Origin of the sequence: Corynebacterium sp. KPL2838 (assembly GCF_040225455.1) — a bacterium.
In the GTDB taxonomy this organism is placed as follows: domain Bacteria; phylum Actinomycetota; class Actinomycetes; order Mycobacteriales; family Mycobacteriaceae; genus Corynebacterium; species Corynebacterium rhinophilum.
This window is the reverse complement of record NZ_JBEHFT010000002.1, coordinates 90,832-109,558: the sequence shown is the minus strand read 5'-3', so window position 1 is coordinate 109,558 and position 18,727 is coordinate 90,832. Positions and strand designations below refer to the sequence as shown.

The 18,727-nt window shown below is 58.6% G+C and carries 21 protein-coding genes; 9 read left to right on the top strand and 12 right to left on the bottom strand.

Annotated features, from left to right (window positions below; all coding sequences use genetic code 11):
* Positions 1 to 2: 2 nt before the first annotated feature.
* Together ABRP98_RS01425 and ABRP98_RS01420 are read left to right on the top strand one after the other, a co-directional pair.
* The gene (locus tag ABRP98_RS01425; protein ID WP_005280029.1) at positions 3 to 314 is read left to right on the top strand and encodes a hypothetical protein; all 312 of its coding nucleotides are present in this window, start codon (positions 3 to 5) and stop codon (positions 312 to 314) included.
* Between the two features lie 18 nt (positions 315 to 332).
* The gene (locus ABRP98_RS01420) at positions 333 to 1,103 is read left to right on the top strand and encodes an isoprenyl transferase (protein ID WP_349857118.1); all 771 of its coding nucleotides are present in this window, start codon (positions 333 to 335) and stop codon (positions 1,101 to 1,103) included.
* 3 nt (positions 1,104 to 1,106) lie between these two features.
* Here ABRP98_RS01420 and coaA read toward each other — a convergent pair whose 3' ends face one another.
* The gene (coaA, locus tag ABRP98_RS01415; RefSeq protein ID WP_284769949.1) at positions 1,107 to 2,033 is read right to left on the bottom strand and encodes a type I pantothenate kinase; all 927 of its coding nucleotides are present in this window, start codon (positions 2,031 to 2,033) and stop codon (positions 1,107 to 1,109) included.
* A gap of 119 nt (positions 2,034 to 2,152) precedes the next feature.
* Between coaA and glyA the strand changes: the two genes are divergently transcribed.
* Positions 2,153 to 3,436: a serine hydroxymethyltransferase gene (gene glyA / locus ABRP98_RS01410; protein ID WP_349857117.1), complete on the top strand. Its 1,284-nt coding sequence runs from the start codon at positions 2,153 to 2,155 to the stop codon at positions 3,434 to 3,436.
* Here the strand turns inward: glyA and ABRP98_RS01405 are convergent.
* Positions 3,433 to 3,783 carry a DUF5997 family protein gene (locus ABRP98_RS01405; RefSeq protein ID WP_284852213.1) on the bottom strand — a complete coding sequence of 117 codons (351 nt, stop codon included), beginning with the start codon at positions 3,781 to 3,783 and terminating at the stop codon, positions 3,433 to 3,435. The two genes, glyA and ABRP98_RS01405, sit on opposite strands and share 4 nt — an antisense overlap.
* A 77-nt stretch (positions 3,784 to 3,860) precedes the next feature.
* Here ABRP98_RS01405 and ABRP98_RS01400 point away from each other — a divergent pair, with 77 nt between their 5' ends.
* From ABRP98_RS01400 to ABRP98_RS01385, 4 genes are all read left to right on the top strand, one after another.
* On the top strand, positions 3,861 to 4,535 hold the full coding sequence (locus ABRP98_RS01400; protein WP_349857116.1) for a LysR family transcriptional regulator substrate-binding protein: 675 nt from the start codon (positions 3,861 to 3,863) through the stop codon (positions 4,533 to 4,535).
* A 145-nt stretch (positions 4,536 to 4,680) separates the two neighbouring features.
* Positions 4,681 to 5,289, top strand: coding sequence for an LGFP repeat-containing protein (locus ABRP98_RS01395; protein ID WP_349857115.1), 609 nt, complete (start codon positions 4,681 to 4,683; stop codon positions 5,287 to 5,289).
* Positions 5,290 to 5,524: 235 nt separating this feature from the next.
* Positions 5,525 to 6,889 (top strand): RNA 5'-3' helicase PhoH2, encoded by a 1,365-nt coding sequence (gene phoH2 / locus ABRP98_RS01390; RefSeq protein ID WP_349857114.1) that lies wholly within the window; start codon positions 5,525 to 5,527, stop codon positions 6,887 to 6,889.
* Positions 6,890 to 6,970: 81 nt separating this feature from the next.
* Positions 6,971 to 7,549, top strand: a complete 579-nt coding sequence (locus ABRP98_RS01385) for a GNAT family N-acetyltransferase (RefSeq protein ID WP_284769946.1) — start codon at positions 6,971 to 6,973, stop codon at positions 7,547 to 7,549.
* Positions 7,550 to 7,680: 131 nt separating this feature from the next.
* On the opposite strand, the gene ABRP98_RS01380 is transcribed toward ABRP98_RS01385, so the two are convergent.
* From ABRP98_RS01380 to glpX, 5 genes are all read right to left on the bottom strand, one after another.
* On the bottom strand, positions 7,681 to 7,974 hold the full coding sequence (locus ABRP98_RS01380; RefSeq protein WP_284852195.1) for a DUF2316 family protein: 294 nt from the start codon (positions 7,972 to 7,974) through the stop codon (positions 7,681 to 7,683).
* Complete coding sequence (locus ABRP98_RS01375) at positions 7,974 to 9,542, bottom strand: MDR family MFS transporter (RefSeq protein ID WP_349857113.1); 1,569 nt, start codon at positions 9,540 to 9,542, stop codon at positions 7,974 to 7,976. The genes ABRP98_RS01380 and ABRP98_RS01375 overlap by 1 nt, the downstream gene beginning before the upstream one ends.
* Positions 9,536 to 10,159, bottom strand: coding sequence for a TetR/AcrR family transcriptional regulator (locus ABRP98_RS01370; protein ID WP_349857112.1), 624 nt, complete (start codon positions 10,157 to 10,159; stop codon positions 9,536 to 9,538). The genes ABRP98_RS01375 and ABRP98_RS01370 overlap by 7 nt, the downstream gene beginning before the upstream one ends.
* Before the next feature lie 221 nt (positions 10,160 to 10,380).
* Positions 10,381 to 11,781 (bottom strand): class II fumarate hydratase, encoded by a 1,401-nt coding sequence (locus tag ABRP98_RS01365; RefSeq protein WP_349857111.1) that lies wholly within the window; start codon positions 11,779 to 11,781, stop codon positions 10,381 to 10,383.
* A gap of 108 nt (positions 11,782 to 11,889) precedes the next feature.
* A complete protein-coding gene (gene glpX / locus ABRP98_RS01360) occupies positions 11,890 to 12,903 on the bottom strand; it encodes a class II fructose-bisphosphatase (protein WP_284769941.1) in 1,014 nt (337 codons plus the stop codon).
* A gap of 217 nt (positions 12,904 to 13,120) precedes the next feature.
* On the opposite strand from glpX, the gene ABRP98_RS01355 reads away from it, so the two are divergent.
* A complete protein-coding gene (locus tag ABRP98_RS01355) occupies positions 13,121 to 13,690 on the top strand; it encodes a DUF4245 domain-containing protein (RefSeq protein ID WP_284769940.1) in 570 nt (189 codons plus the stop codon).
* On the opposite strand, the gene ABRP98_RS01350 is transcribed toward ABRP98_RS01355, so the two are convergent.
* Genes ABRP98_RS01350 through xseA form a run of 3 tightly spaced genes read right to left on the bottom strand, consistent with a single transcriptional unit; the run spans position 13,674 to position 15,598 of the window.
* Positions 13,674 to 14,054, bottom strand: a complete 381-nt coding sequence (locus ABRP98_RS01350) for a hypothetical protein (RefSeq protein ID WP_349838815.1) — start codon at positions 14,052 to 14,054, stop codon at positions 13,674 to 13,676. The two genes, ABRP98_RS01355 and ABRP98_RS01350, sit on opposite strands and share 17 nt — an antisense overlap.
* The gene (locus ABRP98_RS01345) at positions 14,054 to 14,332 is read right to left on the bottom strand and encodes an exodeoxyribonuclease VII small subunit (protein ID WP_349857110.1); all 279 of its coding nucleotides are present in this window, start codon (positions 14,330 to 14,332) and stop codon (positions 14,054 to 14,056) included. The genes ABRP98_RS01350 and ABRP98_RS01345 overlap by 1 nt, the downstream gene beginning before the upstream one ends.
* A gap of 24 nt (positions 14,333 to 14,356) precedes the next feature.
* The gene (xseA, locus tag ABRP98_RS01340; protein ID WP_284850341.1) at positions 14,357 to 15,598 is read right to left on the bottom strand and encodes an exodeoxyribonuclease VII large subunit; all 1,242 of its coding nucleotides are present in this window, start codon (positions 15,596 to 15,598) and stop codon (positions 14,357 to 14,359) included.
* A gap of 153 nt (positions 15,599 to 15,751) precedes the next feature.
* Between xseA and ABRP98_RS01335 the strand changes: the two genes are divergently transcribed.
* On the top strand, positions 15,752 to 16,702 hold the full coding sequence (locus ABRP98_RS01335) for a 4-hydroxy-3-methylbut-2-enyl diphosphate reductase (RefSeq protein WP_284850342.1): 951 nt from the start codon (positions 15,752 to 15,754) through the stop codon (positions 16,700 to 16,702).
* A 75-nt stretch (positions 16,703 to 16,777) separates the two neighbouring features.
* Here ABRP98_RS01335 and ABRP98_RS01330 read toward each other — a convergent pair whose 3' ends face one another.
* Both ABRP98_RS01330 and ABRP98_RS01325 read right to left on the bottom strand, forming a co-directional pair.
* Positions 16,778 to 17,587: a DUF6542 domain-containing protein gene (locus ABRP98_RS01330; protein WP_349857109.1), complete on the bottom strand. Its 810-nt coding sequence runs from the start codon at positions 17,585 to 17,587 to the stop codon at positions 16,778 to 16,780.
* 65 nt (positions 17,588 to 17,652) lie between these two features.
* Positions 17,653 to 18,723: a DNA recombination protein RmuC gene (locus tag ABRP98_RS01325; RefSeq protein ID WP_349857108.1), complete on the bottom strand. Its 1,071-nt coding sequence runs from the start codon at positions 18,721 to 18,723 to the stop codon at positions 17,653 to 17,655.
* Positions 18,724 to 18,727 lie beyond the last annotated feature (4 nt).

Here is an 18,727-nt window from a genome sequence, read left to right as displayed (position 1 = left end):
GCATGAGCGTCTATGACTCCCTTTTCTTGGCTGCGCACGATGTCACTGTTCTTGCGCAAGGCACAGAAGGTGCAGAGGGCGGGCCGATGGGTCCCGAGTTTGGTAAAGCCTCGCCCATCGGGCTGCTTATCTTGGCCATCTTGGGCGTTGCAGTGCTGGTAGCGGGTTGGAATTTCCACCGTCGCTTTTCGCGCTTCCGTCGGCGCACCATGTTCGCTGAAGACCACGGAATCGATCCATTCGACGAAGAGGCAGTGGATGCGGCGCTGAAGGAAGCTGGCCTTTACGATAACCGCAAGAAGTCGATTTTCTAGCCGGCTGGAGTAATCAACGTGATATTTCTCAAGCGGCTGATGTACCCCTTGTATGAAGCACGCCTCGTGCGGCTTATCAAAGGCAGACCGCAGCCGAAGCACGTGGCGATCATGGCTGACGGCAACCGCCGCTGGGCGCGGGAAGCCGGTTTTACGGATATCAGCCACGGTCACCGCCAGGGGGCGAAGAAAATCGGGGAGATGATCGCGTGGTGCCGTGATACCGATATTGAGGTAGTCACCATCTACCTCTTGTCCACGGAGAACTTGAAGCGCAGCCAGCAGGAAGTGCAGCTGCTTTTTGACATCATCTCTGATGTGGTCACGCATTTGTCCCAGGGGGATCTGGATTGCCAGGTGCGCCTTGTGGGTAACTTAGATTTATTGCCCGCGCCGGTAACCCAGCGCATGGTTGACGCCGCTGAGGAAACCAAGGATAACCAAGGCGTCATCGTCAATGTGGCCGTGGGCTACGGTGGGCGCCAAGAAATCGTCGATGCCGTTCAGAAGCTGGTGCGCAGCGAGGCTGAAAAGGGCACGAGCGCAGCTGAGATGGCGGACCGAGTCACCGCGGATTCGATTACGGAACACCTTTATACCAAGGGCCTGCCGGACCCGGACTTGGTGATCCGCACCTCCGGTGAGCAGCGCCTTTCCGGATTCCTCCTGTGGCAAGCAGCCTATTCAGAGATCTGGTTCACCGATACCTATTGGCCGGCGTTCCGGAAGGTAGATTTCCTGCGCGCGCTGCGTGATTATTCGCAGCGTTCGCGCCGCTTTGGCAAATAGCGGCTAGATTTTTCGCATCCGCACCTTTTCGACGAGGTGATGCGAGCCCTTCTTCAATACCAGGGATGCGCGCACGCGGGTGGGCAGGATATTTTCCACCAAATTTGGCAGGTTAATGGATTGCCAAATCTCGCGGGCTTGGGCGCGCGCCTGCTCATCGTTCATATCGGCATAAGCAGCGAAGTGAGCATTCGGCCTGCGGAATTCGGTGTGGCGCAGCGTGAGGAAGCGGTCGATGTACCACTGCTCAATATCGTCCGTGCGGGCATCGACATAGACGGAGAAATCAAAAAGATCCGCGATGGTTAAGGTGGGGCTGGTTTGGAGGACGTTGAGGCCTTCCAAGATTAAGATATCCGGCTGGTTGACCTCTTGATAGCGATCTTTGACGATGTCATAGGTGATATGCGAATACAGCGGCGCTTTAACCACGGGTTTTCCGGATTTGACGTCGGTAACAAAGCGCATAAGTGCGCGGCGGTCGTAGGATTCGGGGAAACCCTTGCGCTTCATCAGTCCGCGGTCTTTAAGCGTTTGGGTGGGAAAGAGAAACCCGTCCGTGGTCACCAGGTCCACCTTCGGGTGAGAGTCCCAGCGCTGTAGGAGCACTTGGAGGAGGCGGGCGGTGGTGGATTTACCAACGGCCACGGAACCGCCTACGCCGATGACGAAAGGCACGTGCGTGGGAGGGTTGCCCAAGAAGGCTTCGGTGGCGGCGGTGAGTTGTTGCCGGGCGGTGACCTGCATGTGGATAAGACGGGAGAGGGGGAGGTAGACGTCTGCCACCTCGTCCAAATCAATGCGATCGCCGATGCCGCGTAGCTCTTCTAGTTCGTTTTCTGTCAACACCTGTGGCATGGATTTGCGAAGATCACGCCAGGTTTCACGGTCAAAGTCGAGGTAGGGGCTTGAATCCAGGTTGCGCGCCATAGCTTAATTGTCGCACGCGATGATAAGGGAATTAAAAATTTGCCCCCTGTAAGGTAGCCGAAAGGTTATGATATGTAATAGTTCATACTGCTTCCTACCGAGAAGAGGACTAGTCTTATATGGCTTCTTTCAATACTGACCTGCGCGATATTGACCCCGATGTTTTCGGCGCTATCCAGGGAGAAATTTCCCGCCAGCGCGAAACTCTAGAAATGATCGCTTCTGAAAACTTCGTGCCGCGCGCCGTCTTGCAGGCACAGGGTTCTGTCCTGACCAATAAGTACGCCGAGGGATACCCAGGGCGTCGTTACTACGGCGGTTGTGAGCACGTCGATATTGTTGAGGATCTCGCCCGCGACCGTGCGAAGGCGCTCTTCAACGCGGAATTTGCCAACGTGCAGCCACACTCCGGCGCGCAGGCGAATGCCGCAGTCCTGGCCAGCATCGCGGAACCGGGCGATAAGATCCTCGGCCTGTCCTTGGCGCATGGTGGACACCTGACCCACGGGATGAAGTTGAACTTCTCCGGCAAGCTTTACGATGTCGCGGCGTATGGTGTGGACCCAGAGACCATGCGCGTGGACATGGATAAGCTGCGCGAACAGGCGCTAAAGGAGAAGCCAAAGGTCATCATCGGCGGTTGGTCCGCGTACCCGCGCACCCTGGATTTCGCGGCCTTCCGCGAGATTGCCGATGAGGTGGGCGCTTACCTGTGGGTTGACATGGCCCACTTCGCGGGTCTGGTTGCAGCAGGCCTGCACCCGAACCCAGTGGAGCACGCCGATATCGTCTCCACCACCGTGCACAAGACCCTGGGCGGTCCGCGATCCGGCATGATCTTGGCCAAGCAGGAATACGCAAAGAAGCTGAACTCCAATGTCTTCCCAGGCCAGCAGGGTGGACCGTTGATGCACGCGGTGGCTGCAAAGGCTATTTCTATGAAGATTGCGGCCAGCGAGGAATTCAAGGAGCGCCAGGAGCGCACCCTTGAGGGCGCCTGCATTCTGGCTGATCGCCTCTTGGCGGAAGATACGCAGGCAGCTGGCGTGGACGTTGTGTCCGGTGGCACTGATGTCCACCTCGTCCTGGTTGATCTGCGCAATTCGCAGCTCGATGGTCAGCAGGCAGAAGACCTGTTGCACCAGGTAGGAATCACCGTCAACCGCAATGCGGTCCCGAACGATCCTCGCCCGCCGATGGTCACCTCGGGCCTGCGCATCGGCACCTCCGCCCTGGCCACCCGCGGCCTTGATGCGGAAGCCTTCACCGAGGTTGCCGATGTCATCGGCACCGCTTTGGCACAGGGCAATAGCGCCGATGTTGAGGCACTTCGCCGTCGCGTCGATAAAATCGCCGAGCACTACCCGCTGTATGAAGGCCTCGAGGACTGGAAGCTAGTTTAGTCCTTATCCTCAGCGGCGTCCTTGTGGACGTCGTGGCCGCGGGCCTGCGCCAACGTGGCGCGGGCTTGCTGCAGCCACTCAGGCTGCTTTTCCAAAAGCTCGCTGATTTCCGCGGTGGTCAGCGGCTTATCCATGTCATTTTTCTTTAATGCGGTGACAGAAATGCCCAGTTTGTGGGCAACTTCCTGCCGGGGGTGGGGGCCTTCGCGGCGCAGCGTTTGCAGCCACTGTGGGGGATTGTGCTGCAATTCGCGCAGTTCTTCGTGGCTTACCGCGCTATTTTGAAATTCTTCGGGCGCGGCGGGCAGATAGATATTCAGCTTTTTAGCGGCGGTCTGCGCGCGCATCGCGGTACCGGACGGTTGCTGTTGGTTATGTTGTTCACTCACGGTTTAACCGTAGCACTTTCAGTAGACTGTGCTCCATGCTGCGCTTAGCCTTTGTTACCGGTACACAACCTGGAAAATGGTTTCAGAGATTTCAGGACAATACTGCGCACGGCGGTTTATCCACCATTGATGCGGATGACAGCATGGCGGAAGTGCTCGCCGGTCACGTTGAAGTGGCGCTGACCCGTCTGCCGGATGCGCGCGTGGATGACTCCTTCCACGTGGTCCGCCTTTATGAGGAGGCCCCCGGCATCGCGGTTCCAAAAGACTCCGTTTATGCGGAGGTGGGCGAGGCGCTGGCGCTTGCCGATGTCTCCGATGAGCACCTCAACTACCGCCTCACCGATGCCGGTGAGGTCGATATCGCCGCCGTACGCGAAGCCCTGCAGGTGGTTGCAGCCAATGTGGGGATCGCCATCGCACCGCTGCCGCTATTAAAAATCCTCAGCAAGAAACAGGTGGTCCCGCTCGCGCTGAAGGATAACGAGGTGCCGGTCACCGAAATTGCGTTGGTCTGGAGAAAGGCGGAGGATGGCGAGGCCATCCAGGACTTTGTGGGCATCGCTAAGGGCCGCACCGCCCGTTCCTCCAGGCAGGAAAAACCGAAACGCACAGCCCGCGAAAAAGCTAAAGCCAAACAGTCTCGAAGGATTGTTAACAATCCGTTACAAAAGCAGAAGAAGAGTCCTAAGCAGCGCAAACGGCGATGAACTGAAAGCTGATCCGCTCAATCCCCAGTGCACACAGTGGCGCGGCAGTGCAGATCGCTATACAGTTGGTTGCGCTCGCCACAATGGCGGCTGAAAACTACAGTGAACTAATTTTTCGGCTGAAAAGCGAAAGGTAGATTTAGAAATGCACAAGATTACTCGTCGTATTGCAGGTGGCTTCGCGGCCGCAACCCTCTCCGTTGCTCTCGTTGCATGCTCGGACGCAGAGGATACCGTTGATGACGCCAAGGATACCGCTGGCTCCGTAGCCGCAGACGCATCGGATGCTGCCGGCTCTGCCGCAGCCGATGCCACCGACGCCGCAGGTTCCGCTGCCGCAGAAGCAACTGGCTCCAAGGACGATAATGCAGAGGGCGCCAAGGGCGATACCCAGACCGTCACTACTGCAAATGGCGAGGAAGAAGTTCCCGCTGACCTTGCAGCCGCCATCGAGGAAAAGCAGGCAGAGTGGGGCGACGTGCAGAGCGTAGAGTCCTCCGAAAAGGGCACCTTGGCTACCTTCGAGGGCGGCAAGCACCTGGTCTACTCTGAGGAGACTGGTGCACAGCCGGTCATCGGCAAGATTGCTGAAACCTGGGTAAACGAGGGTGGCCTCGACTCTTCCGTTGGCCTGCCTACCAAGCCAGAGGCTGACGCAACTGAGGCGAACGGCTGGACCCAAGAGTTTAGCAACGGCACCATCTCCTGGACTGAGGGTGAAGACGGCCAATTCAAGGCTGATATCGAGGCCTAAAGGCTAAAATTCGGCGCCCGCATAAGCGGCACGCCGAACACTCTCGACACTTTCCCTGCGGGTTGTCCCGCAGGGATTTGTCGTTTTCTTAAAGTTCATCTTCCACCCATGTGATTTCAACCTTGGGTGCTTAGGTTGGGTGGCAGCCCCCAAGAGATCGCAGCACTAGCGGTATTGGGGGACAGACAAGGAAGAATAGCTTTCTACCGTTTCACAAAGGAAGATTCCTGCCACCATGACTCGCCCCTCTGTACTTTCTACTCCACTAGGCACCACCGATAATGACGTCGCTACCAAGAACTATGTCCTCGATACTTCGGTCTTATTATCTGACCCGTGGGCGCTGCGAAAATTCGCTGAACACGAGGTCGTCCTTCCCGTTGTGGTTATCTCTGAATTAGAAGGAAAACGTCATCACCCGGAGCTTGGCTGGTTCGCCCGCCAAGCTCTTCGCTTTCTGGAAGAGCTGCGGGCTACCTATGAAGCGCTCGACCAACCCGTTCCGGTAAATGTAGCTGGCGGTACTTTGCGGGTAGAGCTTAACCACCAAGATCAGTCGCTCTTGCCGGCCGCATTCCGCGGGCCGGAAGGGGACCACCGCATCTTGGCCTGCACCTTGAACCTGGCGCACGAGGGTAAGGACACGGTCTTAGTCACCAAAGACGTACCGCTGCGCGTCAAGGCCGGCGCCGTGGGCGTGCAGGCCGATGAATACCACGCCCAAGACGTCATTTTGACTGGGTACTCCGGTATGGCCACCGCCTATACCACCACAGATGTCATCGACGCCCTCTACAGCGATGGGGAAGTGCTGCTAGACGGGGCTGTCACGGACGATGACACCCCGGTTGAAGACTTGCCGGTGCACTGCGGCATCACCTTGATTGCCGGCGCGCAATCTGCCTTGGGGCGCATCATGCCGGACGGGGCGGTGCGCTTGGTGCGCGGCGATCGCAATGCCTTCGGCGTGCAGGGGCGTTCGGCGGAACAACGCATTGCCTTGGATCTGCTGCTGGATCCGGAGGTTGGCATCGTTTCCATCGGTGGAAGGGCCGGTACCGGTAAATCAGCGCTGGCATTGTGCGCTGGCTTGGAGGCTGTCTTGGAACGCGGGGAGCACCGCCGCATTGTGGTCTTCCGGCCCATGTATGCCGTCGGCGGGCAGTCGCTGGGGTACCTGCCGGGCTCTGAATCAGAGAAGATGAACCCATGGGCTCAGGCGGTCTATGACACCTTGGAAGGCCTGGTCTCTGACAACGTGCTGGAGGAGATTCACGAGCGCGGGCTTATCGAGGTCCTGCCGCTGACCCATATCCGTGGCCGGTCCCTGCACGATGCCTTCGTCATCGTGGACGAGGCGCAGTCATTGGAGCGCAATGTTTTGCTCACCGTGCTCTCGCGCTTGGGGGAAGGCTCGCGAGTAGTGCTCACCCACGACGTTGCCCAGCGCGATAACCTGCGGGTGGGCCGCCACGATGGGGTACAGGCGGTCATCGAAAAGCTCAAGGGCCACGAGCTCTTCTCGCACATTACCCTTAAGCGTTCGGAGCGCTCCGCCATTGCGGAACTGGTAACCGATCTATTAGAAGGCAACGACTAAGTGGGGGCCGGATGAAAGCGATTTCGCAGACAGCGAATTTAATGAATTCTTTATAGAAAAAATCACCCAAGACCAGTAATAATGGTGCTTATGAGCGAGAACGCCAAGAAGACGTCTGCGGACGATAAGAAAAAGGATTTCCGTATTCGGCCCTTCACTTCGGCCGATTACCCGCAGATGCGGGACATCTACGAGCAGGGCCTGCAAACCGGCCATGCCACCTATGAAACCCGATCCTTGACCTACGAGGAGTTTACGAGCTCCAAGATCATGGCCTCGGTGCACGTAGCCGTTGAGGCGGACGATGATTCCAAGGTATTGGGGTGGGTTTCGGCCGCCCCGATTTCCTCGCGCACCGTCTTCCACGGCGTCGTGGAGGATTCCATTTACTTGGGATCTGATGCCCAAGGCCGTGGCATTGCAGGGGCTTTGCTCGATTGCCTCATTGAAGTGTGCAAGGACCTGCACAAGTGGGCCATCCACTCTTGGATCTTCCCGGAAAATGAAGGTTCTGCGGGCCTTCACAAGTCCCGCGGTTTTGAAAAGGTCGGCACCTACTCACACATGGCCAAGATGACCTATGGTGAGTTGGCCGGTCAGTGGCGCGATACCGATGTCTACGAGCTCCTGCTTCCCAAGCCGGAGGAAAAGAACAGTTAAAGGGCACTCAGCCTTTTCGTCACGAAGGCCGTAGCGCTGCCGGGGGGAATCAATCATCCCGGCGGCGCTACGGCCTTTATTTGTTTTCCCAAGCTAGGCGATCAACCAGGCGGGGGAGCAAAAGTGCGCTCCTAGACTGCGGGTAGCTCCCAGCGCCCAAACCACTTCTGTGCCTGTGGGCGCATGAAATCGCTCAGGCGGCTAAACGGCGGCACTTTGATGCCTTGGCGCTCTGCCAAGGCCACGAGGTAATCGCGGGTGCGCCATACCTCGATGGGGCTTGCCTCAATATCGAGCACCTCCGCGAGGCCGCCAGCCTGGTAGCCGAGGGAGGACTCGATGGGGGCATCGGCAAGCGGCAGGCTACCGCGCAGCGCATGGAGCTCCCTACTGGTGGCGGCGGTTTCTGCGGGGTTGAGCGACATTAATCGATCGTCTCCTTCAGGCGCTCTTCACGCAGGGGAAGCAGGACCAAGAGGGCGACGATGACGAGCGGGACCATCAGCGCGATGACCGGGGTGAGTCCGTCATTATAGGAATTTAATACTGCCTGCCTGAGCGGCTCTGGCAAGGAAGACACCAAGTCCGGGGTCAGGCTATTGGCATTGCCCTCGCCATTGCCAAACTTCTCGGCATAGGCCGCGCCCTCAGGTCCCAGCTGCTGGATGGCCTGCGGCAGGCGGTTGGCCATCTCATCCTGCATGTTGTTAATGAACATGGAACCGACCAGGGAAGCACCTAGGGCAGAACCGATCTGGCGGAAGAAGTTATTCGCCGCGGTTGCCGTACCCACCTGGGAGAGCGGGAAGGAGTTCTGGACGATGAGAACGAGCACCTGCATGACCATGCCCAGGCCGATGCCGAAGGCGAGGAACTCGAAGCCGAGTTGCGTGAGCGATGTGTCTACCGACAAGCGGGACATCCAAAAGAGTGCACCGGCGGTAATGACCAAGCCGATAAGGGGGTAGATTTTGTAGCGGCCGGTGCGGGCGATGATGAAACCGACGCCGGTGGAGGTGCCGATAAGTCCAATCATCATCGGCATCATCATTAGGCCAGCGTTAGTGGGTGATAGAGTGTGGACCATTTGCAGGTAGGTGGGCATATAGCCCAGCACCCCGAACATGGCCAGGCCCAGGATGACGCCGGATAGGGTAGTCAGGGCCATGTTGCGGTTTTTGAAGAGGCGGACCGGGATAAGCGGTTCGGCAGCCCGCAATTCCACGATGGTGGTAACGATCGCGCCGACGAGGGTAATGGCGCCGAGAGTGAGGATCATGGTGGAATCCCAGTCGTACTCGGTGCCGCCCCAAGTGGTCATGAGGATAAGGGAAGCGGTAGTAATGGCGATGAAGGTGGCACCGAGCCAGTCAAAGCGCTTCATATCGGCCTGGCCCACGCGCAGGTTGAGCACCAAGATGCAGACCACCATGGCCAGCAGGCCGAGTGGAATATTCATCCACATGCCCCAACGCCAGCCAGGGCCATCAGTAAACCAGCCACCCAAGACGGGGCCGAGGACGGAGGACAGGCCGAAGACGCCGCCCATGATGCCCATGAACTTGCCGCGCTCGCGGGAAGAGGTGACCTCGGCGATGATGGACTGCGAGGAAATCATCATGAACCCAGCACCGAAGCCTTGCACGGCGCGGGCGATGATGAGAACCGTCATGGAATCGGCAAAACCACCGATGGCAGAGCCCACGACGAAGACGGCGATGCCGCCAATGTAGAGCCACTTGCGGCCCAACATGTCACCCAGCTTGCCGGAAATTGGCATGGCGATGGTCATGGTGACAAGGAATGCGGAGATGACCCAGCTCATGTGGTCAACGCCGCCAAGCTCACCAACGATCGTTGGCAAAGCGGAAGAGAAAATCATCTGGCCCAGTGAGCTCATCAACATGGTGAGCACCAGCGCAGAGAAAATGAGCCCCAGGTTATCCGCCCGCGACTGGCCCTGCGCAGGAGCCTTTTCGGCTGTATCTACCATCGGATTCCTTTCATAACATCATTAATCAACTTCAGTGAATCATTAAGACGCGAACTCAGGGCGTCGCTGCAATCGCTATCAGGGGCGGCGATGGAAAGCCACAGGGCCTCGCGGACTACACCGGCGATGACCATGGCCTCCGTTGCCGCTGAATGGCCCTCGAGGATGCGCAATTCCGGTTCTTGGTTAAGGCGCTCCTCAATGAGCCCAATAAGCTCGATGGATTTCGCCCGCTTGCGGCTAATGGAGGCGGCGGCCGCCTCTGGGTCATTAGCAATGCGCTTGCGTCTCTCCCGAATCGTGGGATTAACGTGATGGCCCTCCATGTGCTGTTCCACCAGGTTAAGGACTAATTCCATGATGTCGGTGGTGGGTTCATGGAGGAAATACTCGCGCATTTCCGCGGTGAAGTCAGCGCTTGGCGCCCCAAGCACGGCGGATTCCTTCGAATCAAAATAATTAAAAAATGTGCGCCGAGAAATACCGGCTAGTTCGCAGATCTCTTCAATAGTGACCTCGCCAAAGGAATGCTTATCCACCAATTCTGTGGCGGCATCCTCGATGCGTAGCCGCGTTTCTAGGCGTTTCTGCTCGCGTAGTGATAGTTCTTCTTGCACAGAATGCAACTTTACACTCGGTGCAAACTTGCACCAAGTGCAAAATGGGTGATTTTGTAGATGTGTACGCTGAATTTATGGTGGGGGTCACAGCATGCGCTTGCCGATGTCCCCTTTCTTTACCCGCGCTTACCATGCCTGGCAAGCGCGTCGAGGCATGCGAAAACCCCCGCTCAAAAGTGATTTCCGAGCGGGGGTTGTAGCGCTAAACGCGGACTAGATTAAATATTGTCGCGCTCGCGGTTGGTCATGCTCAATACGTCCAAGCGCTTGTCCAGCTCTTCCTCAGTGAGGTTCTCGCCGTCAATAAAGCCCAAGTCGATAACGGCCTGGCGGACTGTGATCTTCTCATTGAGGGCGTGCTTTGCGGCCTTAGCGGCGTTCTCGTAGCCGATGGCGGAGTTCAGCGGGGTCACGATGGAAGTGGAGGACTCCGCGAAGTGCTTCATGCGCTCCTCGTTGGCCTCGATGTGGTCGACGCACTTCTCGGCAAAGACGCGGGCGGAGTTAGCCAGTAGGCGAGCGGACTCGAGCACGTTGCGCGCCATCATCGGGATGAAGACGTTGAGCTCGAACTGGCCCTGCGCGCCGCCGAAGGCAACGGCTGCGTCATTGCCCACAACCTGGCCGGCCACCATGGTGACTGCCTCAGGGATAACCGGGTTGACCTTGCCCGGCATGATGGAAGAACCAGGCTGCAGGTCCTTCAGGTGGATTTCTGCCAGGCCGGTCAGCGGGCCGGAGCCCAGCATGCGCAGGTCATTGGCAATCTTGTTGAAGGATACAGCCACCGAGCGCATGGCTCCGGAGAACTCTACAAGGCCGTCGCGGTTAGCCTGTGCCTCGAAGTGGTTTTCAGCTTCCTTCAGGTTCTCAACGCCGGTGAGCTTCTTGAGCTCCTCGGTCACCTTGCCACCGAATTCAGCGGAGGTGTTCAGGCCGGTGCCGGTGGCGGTACCACCGATGGCGAGTTCGCCCAAGCGCGGGAGGGTAGCCTCGATGCGCTCGATGCCGAGCTCCACCTGGCGGGCGTAGCCGCTGAACTCCTGGCCCAGGGTGATGGGGGTAGCGTCCATGAGGTGGGTGCGGCCGGCCTTGACAACGTCCGCGAATTCCTTCGCCTTCTTGGTCAGGGACTCGTGGAGCACCTTCAGGCCCGGAATGAGGTCATTGACGGCTGCTTCCGTGGCCGCCACGTGGGTAGCGGTGGGGAAGGTGTCATTGGAGGACTGGCCCATGTTGACGTCATCGTTCGGGTGAACCTCTACGCCCTGCTTCTGTGCCAAGGAGGCGATGACCTCGTTGGTGTTCATATTGGAGGAGGTACCGGAGCCGGTCTGGAACACATCGATGGGGAAGGCATCGTTGTGCTTGCCTTCCGCGATTTCCTTCGCAGCGGCGATAATGGCGTCTGCCTTTTCCGCATCTAGGCTGCCGGAGTCCTTGTTGACCTGTGCGCATGCCGCCTTGAGCAGGCCGAGTGCGCGGATTTGCGCATCTTCTAGGCCGCGGCCGGAGATGGGGAAGTTGTCTACCGCGCGCTGGGTCTGTGCGCGCCACAGGGCATTAGCGGGAACTTTAACCTCGCCCATAGTGTCATGTTCGGTACGGTATTCGGTCATGAAAATCACCTCGGTTAATTGATTGTGTGCGTCTACCCCCAGTATGGCGAAAAGCTAAAAACTAGAGCACGAAAAGCCCGAGCCCGCCCCGCCATTTGGGGGTGAGGTTTAGTTCTTGGTGGGGTCCGAGTAGTCCACGACGGAGTATTCCTGCAGCTTTGCCAGCTTGTGGAAGGAATCGACGTAGCGGATGGTGCCGGACTTGGAACGCATGACCAGCGAACGGGTGGAGGCGCCATTATTGCGGTAGGAGACACCTCGCAGCATGTCGCCGTTGGTCACGCCGGTGGCAGCGAAGTAGCAGTTCTTGGAGGAGACCAAGTCATTGGTGCCTAAGACCTTGTCCAAGTCGTGGCCGGCGGCGCGGGCCTTTTCTGCTTCCTCTTCATCCTTTGGCCACAGCTTGCCCTGGATTTCGCCACCCATGCACCGCATGGCGCAGGCGGTGATGATGCCCTCAGGGGTACCGCCGATGCCCATCATCATGTCGATGGAATTGGAATCCTGGCAGGTGGCGATGGCACCCGCCACATCGCCGTCCATGATGAGGCGTACCTTGGCGCCTGCCTCACGGATCTCTTGGATGAGCTTATCGTGGCGCGGACGGTCCAATACCACCACGGTGATATCGGCGGTGCGCAGGCCCTTTGCCTTGGCAACAGATTCGATATTCCACTGCACGGACTGGTTGATATCGATGGATCCGACGGCTTCAGGTCCAACGGCGATCTTTTCCATGTAGAAGACTGCGGATGGGTCATACATGGTGCCGCGCTCTGCAGCGGCGATTACGGAAATGGCATTGGGGCGGCCCTCGGCCATCAGCCGCGTGCCATCCACGGGGTCCACGGCAATGTCCATCGCCGCGCCCTCGCCGGTGCCGACCTCTTCGCCGTTGAAGAGCATCGGGGCCTCATCCTTTTCGCCCTCACCAATGACAACAACGCCCTTCATTGCTACGGAGTTAATCAGCTTGCGCATGGCATCGACTGCCGCGCCATCGCCCTCATTCTTCATGCCACGACCAACCCAGCGGCCAGAGGCCAAGGCGGCGGCTTCGGTCACGCGCACCAGCTCCATGGCCAAGTTACGGTCGGGCAAATAAGAAGTATTTTCGGACATGTGTAGTGGTTGCCTTCCATGTTTTCTCACCGTGGGGGTAATTCCCACGCGCTTAGTGTTCTACTTTTCCTATTCTGGCACTTTTTGGTGTCAATAGGTCCGATTTGGGGCCCCTTTTGTGGGGATTTTCCTCTCTCGGGGGAGCATTATCGGCGCGAATGTGCACACGCGGGAGGCATGTGGCACTTTCACGGCGGCTCATGCGATACTAAGGCGCGTGGCAGCAGAACAAAGACCGAAGATTTTCGAAGGCGCTCGCGACATCATTTTGTCCCTTTCCATAGTGGTCCTCATGATGTTGCTTGTGGTGGGCGCAACCGGGCTTTGCTCGGTGAATCCGGAAACAGCGCAAGGCCCAGTCCAAGAGGTAGACGAGGAGACCTTCCTGGATACGCAGGCCCGCGCCGGTGTTGGCGCCATCCGAGATCCCCAGATGCCCGAAGGCTGGCAGGCCAATGCGGCCCGACGTTCGCAGCTAGGAGGCGAGACAGCCACTGTCGTCAGCTGGCTTACCGCAGATGGAAACTACGTGGAATCCACCCAAACCCAGGTTTCTGCAGAAGACGCGGGCGAAAAATACGACGCTAACTATCGCGGGCTGAACTCCACGCGCGAGGTAGCCGGCCACCAAGTGCGCGTGCTGGCGAGCGACGACGATTCAGTGCGCCGCTTGTGGATCGCTGACCTAGGCGATGCCCGCCTCATCATCTCCGGCGCAGCCCCCGATGAAGAATTCGCCGCCGCGACCGAGGCCTTCATCAAGGCCAAGCCTATAAGCGGAAAGTAACCTCGCTGAGCCCCTCATCGTCTGCTTTCACCGTGATTCCCTCAGTATCACCGGCGGCTTCTTCCAAGGCAGCCGCATCTAGCCCGCTCAGGCGCGTCTTTTCTAGGTAGACGTCCACGCGCTCGCGCTGGGAACGCTGCGGGTAGATGGAGACTTGGACCACCTTGGCATCGGCAAGCAGCAGCACGATGGACTGGGAAAAGTAACTCAGTTCCTCCTCGGTGGTCGAAACCTGGGTGATGGTATGCGCCGGCCCGAAAAATTCCTCTACCAACGCGCGGGAATCGCCGCCCATGATGGAGCCTGCCGATGCCGATTTGGATACGAAATCAATCCGCTTTCCCGGGTAACCATAAATCTGCATTACTCTTCACCCTCCTCGGCCTGTTGCTCGTTGTTTTCCGCCTTTTCGAGAGCATCTTCCACGCGCTTAGAGGCGCCATCCAAGTGGGATTCGCACGTGCGAGCAAGTGCCTCGCCGCGCTCCCAGTACTTCAGGGACTCGTCCAAGCCCATTTGGCCGAGCTCTAGAATCTTGACGGTTTCAATGAGCTCATCGCGCGCCTGTTCGTAGCTCAATTCCTCTACGGGAGTAAAGGCATCCTGGCTCGGCTGGCCGGAACCAATGGTTTCATCTGACATCAGCAATTCTCCTACTATTTCTGGCTAATCGGCGGCCTGGGAGGCCATGGATACGGCGGTGATGGAACCATCGCCCACGCGAATGCGCAATTGCGCGCCGGGCGGTGATTGCTCATAGGAGCTAACTACCTCCGGATCGCTGCCATCTTTGGGCAAGACTTGAACAATAGAATACCCACGGGCAAGCGTCGCCGAAGGGCCTAAAGCAGAAACCCGTGCGCGAAGGGACTCCACGTGCCGGGTCTCGCGGTCTAACAACACCCGCAATTCGCGGCGCATACTCGTACGCATGCGCTCGACTTCTTCACGCCGAGCGCGGATCGGGGTCATCGGATCGGCCAATACCGGCCGGGAACGGATATTATCTAATCCACGGCGCTCGCGTTCTACCCAGCCGCGCAACGCCGCTGCCATGCGGGAACGCGCCTCTGCGATAACCGCCCGTTCCTCTGCCACCGAAGGGACCACGCGCTTGGCGGCGTCCGTGGGTGTAGCCGCGCGTAAGTCTGCGACATTATCCAGCACCGGGCTATCCGGCTCGTGGCCAATCGCGGAGACCACCGGCGTGCTGGCGGCCACGACGGCACGTTGCAGGGCTTCTTCAGAAAAAGGCAAAAGGTCTTCGACAGAACCGCCGCCACGGGCGATGATGATGACATCAATATCTGCATCGGCGTCGAGCTCCTGCAGGGCCGAAACCACTTCGGGGACGGTATTTGCCCCCTGAACAGCGGTATTGATGACGCGGAATTGCACGGCCGGCCACCGGTCGCGGGCGACCGCCATGACATCGCGCTCGGCGGCAGAACCGCGGCCAGTAATCAGGCCGATCTTCTGCGGGAGATAGGGAAGTGGGCGCTTGCGCGCGGGATCAAAGAGGCCTTCTGCGGCGAGCTGTGCGCGCAGCTTTTCAATGCGCGCCAATAAATCGCCGATGCCCACGTGCCGGATCTCCGTGGTCCACAAGGAAAAGGATCCGCGGCCGGCATAAAACGCGGGCTTGCCGTGCACGATGACGCGGTCGCCATCTTTTAGCGGCGTGGGCAAGTTGTGCAGCATTGAGGACGAGCAGGTCAATTGCACCGACTTTTCCTGCTGCACATCGCGTAGGGTGAGATAAGACAGCTTCCACGTGGGCTTGTAATTGATCTGCGTTAATTGGCCTTCCACCCACAGATATCCAAGGCGCTCGATCCACCCCTTCACCTGGTCATTGACCTGGCCTACAGGCCACGGGGTCTCTGGAGTATTTGCCGGTTGGTTCACGCACCCACCCTTTCCATCTACAGCACCATACGGTGCCTTTTAGTGTAGGTGCTCCGGACAAGCACCGCCCCGCTTGGGTGGCCTAGATGGGCGCTTTTGCTGCTGGATAGCCCTTACTATTGTTTTGCTTTACCTTTCGATACTCTGGGAGGCATGACTGATGGTAAAAATGTTCTCCTCGCGGCACCGCGCGGTTACTGCGCTGGAGTGGACCGCGCCGTCGAGACTGTAGAAAAGGCGCTAGAAAAATACGGCGCACCCATTTATGTGCGCAAGCAAATCGTCCACAACCGTTATGTCGTTGAATCTCTGGCCAAGCGCGGAGTCATCTTCGTTGAAGAGGCATCCGAAGCCCCAGAGGGTGCTCACCTCGTATTCTCTGCCCACGGCATCTCCCCGGCGGTGCGCAATCAGGCGCAAGAGCGCAAGCAATTGACCCTGGATGCCACCTGCCCCTTGGTTACCAAGGTGCACAAGGAGGCCCAGCGCTTCGAGCGCGATGGTTACCACATCCTCCTCGTGGGTCATGAAGGCCACGAAGAGGTAGAGGGCACCGCGGGAGAGGCCCCCGATGTCACACACCTGGTCGATGGCGTCGACGGCGTGGACAAGCTGCCAGATTACTTGCAGGATGAAAAACTCATCTGGCTGTCGCAGACCACGCTCTCGGTGGATGAGACCGTCGTCATCGTCAATAAACTGCGCGAGCGTTTCCCGCACCTGGAAAACCCGCCATCAGATGATATTTGCTACGCCACTCAAAACCGGCAAGAGTCCGTCAAGGCCATCGCGCCGAAGTGCGATCTGATGATCGTGGTGGGGTCAAAAAACTCGTCCAACTCGGTGCGCCTCGTAGAAGTCGCACTCGAGGCAGGCGCGCGCGACTCCCACTTGGTGGACTTCGCCGCAGAAATCGATGAATCGTGGTTAGACGGCGTAGAGACCGTTGGTGTGACCTGTGGCGCCTCCGTGCCGGAACTCTTGGTGCGCGAAGTACTCGAATACTTGGATGATCGCGGCTTTAATGACGTGGAGCAAGTAACCACCTCTACGGAATCCATTACCTTTGCGCTGCCGCGTGATCTGCGTCCCGCGCGCACCTAGCGCTGCAACGCCTAAAACAACGATAACCGTGAGCCTGGTGGCCTCTTAAAGAGTGCCGAGGGCTCACGGTTTAGTTTATTCGTAGAGGTTATCGTCCCAACGCTGCTTCTTGGCAGTGTCTTTTATCGAGGAAGTGGGACCTGTTTCGGGGGCCGGTGGTATCACGTCCCCCGCGCGCCGGTTCGGATCGGGCTGCAAGCGATTTTCGCGTTCCGCCTGTTGCTCGCGACGACGCTCTTCTCGGTCGCGGCCGCGGATGCGGTCCTGCGGCTTCTGCGGAGGTTGCGCCTGTGCATGCGATCTGCGGCGAGAGGCGCGTGGGGATGAGGCCTGCGGGTTTTCGGATCTATTACGCGCCATGAGTTCCGCCACGGAAAGCCGCTCAGCGCGGTTCTGACGATCCCGCTTCATGTCCGCGCGCCGCGAGACCCTTTGCTGATTCACAGCGCGCTGTGCGGCCTTGCGGAAGCGAATCCAGCGCAAAACGCCGATTGCCGTCGCGCCGAGAACCGCGATAAGCAACCACACGAAGTTCTGGACCAGCGGATACACCGAGGTGAGCAGCGACGTTTTAGAAAAACTGGTGCCTTCTGGAGCATTGGACTTGGTGATGAAGATTCCCGCCGTCACCACGGTTACCGCGTACAAAATGGGGATGGACGCGATGGACAGGAATAATCCCCGCTCCTCAACGATGAGCGCTATGAGTAGCGAGCTGATGATGAGGAAGGCAAAGTACATCCAGCCTATGGAGCCGGCAAGAATGGAAATCAATGCGCCGGTGAGCAAAAGTGCCGCCAATAGCCCAAGGCCCTTCAGCAGCGAGATGTTCGGCATGCTCAGGCTTTGCGCGGCGGTTGGCTTTCGTTGTTTGGCTAGTGACACGTCGCAAAATCCTACCGTCTGGCGCGGGCCAATGGCTATATCCACGCAGTAAACCTGCCTAGAATTTATGAAGAATTTGTCCCGCGCGGCCACGTATCAATGGGGGAGGGCTCGCGCGGTGCCCTGTTCGTGCGGCCGGGGATCTCCATTTCGTGCAGCTTGCGGGCAGTCACGCCCACGCGCGAATCCAGCGAGGAGAGCGTGGAATTATAGGCTTCTACTGCCTTTTCGAGGTTTTGACCCACCTTGCCGTAGTGCTCCGAAAGGGTATTGAGCCGCGAATAGAGCTCGCGTCCCAAGCGTTGGACTTCTTTTGCCTTGGTGGAAATATCTTCTTGGTGCCAACCCATAGCTACCGTGCGCAAAAGCGCGAAGAGGGAGCTCGGGGTGGCGATGACGACGTTGCGCTCAAAACCAAACTCGATGAGCTCAGGATCGACCGATAAAGCAGCATCGAGGAAGGGATCTGCGGGCACGAAGAGCACCACGAATTCCGGGGTGGGTTGGAAGGCCTCAATATAGTCCTTGTGGGACAACGCCTGGATGTGGCTGCGCAGCTGATGCGCGTGGCGGCGCAGGTAGCCGGCGTGTTCTTCTGGATCCTCGGTTTCTAGCGCATCGAGGTAAGAAGAAAATGGGACCTTGGCATCGACGATGATATGCCTGCCACCGGCCAAGTTGATGAGCATATCTGGGCGCACGATGCGGCCGTTTAAGGGGGCAGAGACTTGGGTATCGAAGTCTACGTGCCGTCTCATGCCGCCGAGTTCGACGACGCGCTCTAGCTGAATCTCGCCCCACCGCCCGCGCACATTGGGTGAGCGTAGAGCCGTAACGAGCTGATCCGTGCGCTCTGTTAGCCGGGACGAGGTGCGGGTCACCGCCTGCACTTGGCTGGACAGGGAGGCCAAGTGGGCGGTGCGATCTTCTTCCAATTCTTGGAGCTGGAATCCAAGTCTATCCATGGCCTTTTCCAGCGGTTGCAGCTCGGCCTGGCGGCGCTGGGATTCTTGCAGCGCCCGGTGCTCCTCGCTCGGTGCGGAGCGGGAGGTGGAATGAGAGTGGGCCAACCATCCCAGAACGGCGCCCAATAGGAGACCGATAAACAGCAGCAGCACGGGCAAAGTGGATGTCATGGAA

Excerpts from the sequence above, each read along its gene's own strand:
- ABRP98_RS01375 (WP_349857113.1), bottom strand. The coding sequence starts at position 9,542 with ATGGTAGATACAGCCGAAAAGGCTCCTGCGCAGGGCCAGTCGCGGGCG.
- glpX (WP_284769941.1), bottom strand. The coding sequence starts at position 12,903 with ATGTCCGAAAATACTTCTTATTTGCCCGACCGTAACTTGGCCATGGAG.
- ABRP98_RS01385 (WP_284769946.1), top strand. The coding sequence starts at position 6,971 with ATGGTGCTTATGAGCGAGAACGCCAAGAAGACGTCTGCGGACGATAAG.
- ABRP98_RS01425 (WP_005280029.1), top strand. The coding sequence starts at position 3 with ATGAGCGTCTATGACTCCCTTTTCTTGGCTGCGCACGATGTCACTGTT.
- ABRP98_RS01405 (WP_284852213.1), bottom strand. The coding sequence starts at position 3,783 with ATGCGCGCGCAGACCGCCGCTAAAAAGCTGAATATCTATCTGCCCGCC.
- coaA (WP_284769949.1), bottom strand. The coding sequence starts at position 2,033 with ATGGCGCGCAACCTGGATTCAAGCCCCTACCTCGACTTTGACCGTGAA.
- ABRP98_RS01350 (WP_349838815.1), bottom strand. The coding sequence starts at position 14,054 with ATGCAGATTTATGGTTACCCGGGAAAGCGGATTGATTTCGTATCCAAA.
- ABRP98_RS01365 (WP_349857111.1), bottom strand. The coding sequence starts at position 11,781 with ATGACCGAATACCGTACCGAACATGACACTATGGGCGAGGTTAAAGTT.
- glyA (WP_349857117.1), top strand. The coding sequence starts at position 2,153 with ATGGCTTCTTTCAATACTGACCTGCGCGATATTGACCCCGATGTTTTC.
- ABRP98_RS01395 (WP_349857115.1), top strand. The coding sequence starts at position 4,681 with ATGCACAAGATTACTCGTCGTATTGCAGGTGGCTTCGCGGCCGCAACC.
- ABRP98_RS01380 (WP_284852195.1), bottom strand. The coding sequence starts at position 7,974 with ATGTCGCTCAACCCCGCAGAAACCGCCGCCACCAGTAGGGAGCTCCAT.
- ABRP98_RS01325 (WP_349857108.1), bottom strand. The coding sequence starts at position 18,723 with ATGACATCCACTTTGCCCGTGCTGCTGCTGTTTATCGGTCTCCTATTG.
- ABRP98_RS01400 (WP_349857116.1), top strand. The coding sequence starts at position 3,861 with ATGCTGCGCTTAGCCTTTGTTACCGGTACACAACCTGGAAAATGGTTT.
- ABRP98_RS01335 (WP_284850342.1), top strand. The coding sequence starts at position 15,752 with ATGACTGATGGTAAAAATGTTCTCCTCGCGGCACCGCGCGGTTACTGC.
- ABRP98_RS01345 (WP_349857110.1), bottom strand. The coding sequence starts at position 14,332 with ATGTCAGATGAAACCATTGGTTCCGGCCAGCCGAGCCAGGATGCCTTT.
- phoH2 (WP_349857114.1), top strand. The coding sequence starts at position 5,525 with ATGACTCGCCCCTCTGTACTTTCTACTCCACTAGGCACCACCGATAAT.